Genomic DNA, 3065 nt, shown 5'->3' with positions numbered 1-3065 from the left:
CAACACGAACGCGATGCTGGCCGTCTCGCACAAGGCTCAGGGCAAGGACTGCATGGCCTGCCATGTGCCGACGCTGAGCGAGCAGATGTCCGAGGGCATGAACTGGGTCACCGGCAACTACGTGTACCCGCTTGAAGAGCGCGACACGGAGATGCTGACCGAGGCTCGCGGCGTTGACGCCGACGAGTTCTGCCTGAACGAGAGCTGCCACAACCTGACGCGCGACGACCTGATCAAGGCCACGAGCGACATGGAGTTCAACCCGCATCAGCCGCAGCACGGCGAGATCGAGTGCAGCGAGTGCCACAAGGCGCACCGCGCTTCCGTGATGTACTGCACGCAGTGCCACAGCGAAGCCGAAGTGCCGGAGGGCTGGCTGACCGTCGCCGAGGCCAACAAGCTTTCGACGGCGGCGTAGATAAGTACCCTTGTCGCCGACGGTTCCGCAAGGACTGTCGGCGACTTGGCCTCTCGGGCTACTCGACCCGTTTCTCCATGATGAAGTCGTCCATGACGAAGCCGTTGCCGATGTCGGTTTCCACAGCGTCGATGGTTTCGAATCCCTTGCCGAGATAGGCGCGAATACCAAGGTCGTTGTGTTTGTTCACCGTGAGGTACATCGCCTCGAGGCCGCGCTCGTGGCACAGCCGCTCGTAGAAGGCGATGGCCTGCGAGGCGAAGCCCTTGCCGCGTTCCTCGGCCTGCAGGTACACCTTCGAGATGAAGTAGCGGTTCGTCTCGGGCTCCGCGCGGCCCCCCGTGTACCCCACGATGCGCCCGTCGTCCTCGGCGCGCAGGAACCAGTACTCGTAGGCGTGCTCGCGCAGGTCGCGCTCGATGGCGCCGAGGCTTTGGAAGTTCTCCACCATGTAGTCGGTTTGCGCGTCGCCGATGAGGGCGGGCCAGTACTCGTGCCAGATCTCGTCGGCCAGCGCGGCGAGGCGCTGTCTATCGTCGGCGGTTCGAACGGCGTCGAATGCGATGCTCATGGAAGGCAACCTTTCGCGGGTGGGGCGGTGGTGCGTGTTTCCTTATTGTAACGCGGCCGCTTCGTGTTTGTTACAAGACGTTTCCCGGCGTGTTAACAGTGGCAGCTGTGACTCAACACCAGGTCAAAGCGTGGGATCATCGAAGCGTAACCGATGCGACGCGCGATTTCCAAGGAGGTAGATGCATATGTTTGACACAGGGTCGACGGGCTTCATGATCGTTTGCGCGATGCTCGTCCTGCTGATGACGCCGGGTCTGGCGTTCTTCTACGGGGGCTTGAGCCGCCGTAAGAACGTCGTGAGCACGATGATCATGTCGTTTGCGGTGCTCGGCATCGTCGGCATCACGTGGACGGTGTGCGGCTGGTCGTTCGCGTACGGTGGCGACGGCTCGATACCGTTCTTCGGGGGCTTCGATCAGATAGGCCTGCAAGGGCTCGTGATCGACATAACGAGCGAGGCGCCCGAAGCGCTGAGTCACGGCGCGTATCCCGCGATGGCCGACGTGGTGTTTCAGCTGGCGTTCTGCATGATCACCACGGCCATCATCACGGGTGCGGTGGCCGGTCGCGTGAAGTTCGGCGCGGTGTGCGCGTTCGTGGCCGTGTGGACCGTGGTGGTGTACCCGCCGCTCGCGCACATGGTATGGGGCGGCGAGGGCAGCCTCGTGGGCGACACCATCGGGGCCCTCGATTTCGCGGGCGGCGACGTGGTGCACATCTCGTCCGGCCTCACGGGCCTCATCCTTTGCCTGATTGCAGGCAAGCGGCGCGGGTTCGGCCTGGTGAGCTACCGTCCACACAACGTGCCGTTCGTCGCGTTGGGCGCCACGCTTTTGTGGTTCGGCTGGTTCGGCTTCAATGCGGGCTCCGAGTTCGCCCCCGACGGCGTGGCGGCGCTTGCGCTCGTGAACACCGTGGTGGCGTCGGGCGCAGGGCTCGTGTCGTGGATGCTCATCGAGCGTGCGCGCGCGGGCAAGCCCACGCTCGTGGGCGCGGCGACGGGGCTGGTGGCCGGCCTCGTGGTCATCACGCCGGCGGCGGGATTCGTGGAGCCGTGGGCCGCGGTGGTCATGGGCCTCGTCGTGTCGCCCGTGTGCTACTTCGCCGTGTCGTTCCTCAAGCGGAAGCTCGGCTACGACGACGCGCTCGACGCCTTCGGCATCCATGCGATCGGCGGCGTCACGGGCGGCGTGCTGACCGGCTTGTTCTGCGTGCCGGAGCTGTCGTGGACCGACTTCGGCGGCCTCGTCTACACGGGAGATCCCACGCTGCTGGGCGCTCAGGTGCTGGGCATCCTCGTGACCGTGGTGTTCGTGGGCGTGCTCGACGTGGTGCTGGGCTTCGCCGTGAAGGCGTGCTTCAAGGGCAGCCTGCGCGTGAGCGAGGCCGAGGAAGCGCAAGGCCTCGACGTGGCCGCGCACGGCGAGAGCGCGTACCCGGCCTACGTGGGCCTCGACTAAAGAAGGAGTGCGACTATGAAGAAGATCACGGCCATCGTGCGGCCCGAGAAGCTGGAGCCGCTCAAGGAAGCGCTGTTCGCCGCGCAGGTGTCGGGCATGACCATCTCGCAGGTGCAGGGCTGCGGCAAGCAGCACGGGTGGAAGGAGTACTACCGTGGCACCGAGGTCATGCTGAACATGATCCCGAAGGTGAAGTTCGAACTGGTGGTGGACGACGGCGAGGTGGGCCCGCTCGTCGACCTCATCCGCGCTACTGCGCGAACCGGGGAAGTGGGCGACGGCAAGATATTCGTCTTCCCCGTGGAAGACGTCGTGCGCATCCGCACCGGGGAAACCGGAGAGGATGCCGTGTAGAAGATGCGGGGCTGACCGCCCCTACGTCGCAATGCGTGACGGCTCCGTAGGGGCGGCCTGCTGGCCGCCCGTCGCTTCTCGGCGCCTCAGGGCCGGGATCCCCTTCACGGCAGTGGTTTTCGTGATCCCGCGTAGCCGAACCGGCCGTTTCTGGCGAGCGCATCGCAAGCGCCGGGCAATCGGCCGAATCGGGCCGGTTTGTGGACGTTCGCGGGAACGCGGCGGCCGTTCGTGATGTGTGCTTGTCTTTCCATACTAAT

The 3065-nt window shown here is 65.1% G+C and carries 4 protein-coding genes; 3 read left to right on the top strand and 1 reads right to left on the bottom strand.

Going from position 1 to position 3065, the window contains the following annotated elements:
* Nucleotides 1–418, top strand: a 418-nt coding sequence (locus tag ACMO6A_RS07415) for a cytochrome c3 family protein (RefSeq protein WP_418471015.1), incomplete at its 5' end; no start/stop codon positions are given.
* A gap of 58 nt (nucleotides 419–476) precedes the next feature.
* Here the strand turns inward: ACMO6A_RS07415 and ACMO6A_RS07410 are convergent.
* Nucleotides 477–989, bottom strand: a complete 513-nt coding sequence (locus ACMO6A_RS07410) for a GNAT family N-acetyltransferase (RefSeq protein ID WP_015761235.1) — start codon at nucleotides 987–989, stop codon at nucleotides 477–479.
* 187 nt (nucleotides 990–1176) lie between these two features.
* Here ACMO6A_RS07410 and ACMO6A_RS07405 point away from each other — a divergent pair, with 187 nt between their 5' ends.
* Nucleotides 1177–2451, top strand: a complete 1275-nt coding sequence (locus ACMO6A_RS07405; RefSeq protein WP_114554790.1) for an ammonium transporter — start codon at nucleotides 1177–1179, stop codon at nucleotides 2449–2451.
* Nucleotides 2452–2466: 15 nt separating this feature from the next.
* Entirely contained in the window at nucleotides 2467–2805 is a 339-nt protein-coding gene (locus ACMO6A_RS07400; RefSeq protein WP_009306653.1) for a P-II family nitrogen regulator, read from the top strand.
* The last annotated feature ends 260 nt before the right edge of the window (nucleotides 2806–3065 follow it).

Origin of the sequence: Eggerthella sp. (genome assembly GCF_048329335.1) — a bacterium.
In the GTDB taxonomy this organism is placed as follows: domain Bacteria; phylum Actinomycetota; class Coriobacteriia; order Coriobacteriales; family Eggerthellaceae; genus Eggerthella; species Eggerthella lenta.
The sequence above is the reverse complement of the archived record's forward strand: the minus strand, read 5'-3'. Positions and strand labels throughout refer to the sequence as shown.

What these genes read in the sequence shown, in the direction of transcription:
- ACMO6A_RS07410 (WP_015761235.1), bottom strand. Translation starts at nt 989, where the DNA reads ATGAGCATCGCATTCGACGCCGTTCGAACCGCCGACGATAGACAGCGC.
- ACMO6A_RS07405 (WP_114554790.1), top strand. Translation starts at nt 1,177, where the DNA reads ATGTTTGACACAGGGTCGACGGGCTTCATGATCGTTTGCGCGATGCTC.
- ACMO6A_RS07400 (WP_009306653.1), top strand. Translation starts at nt 2,467, where the DNA reads ATGAAGAAGATCACGGCCATCGTGCGGCCCGAGAAGCTGGAGCCGCTC.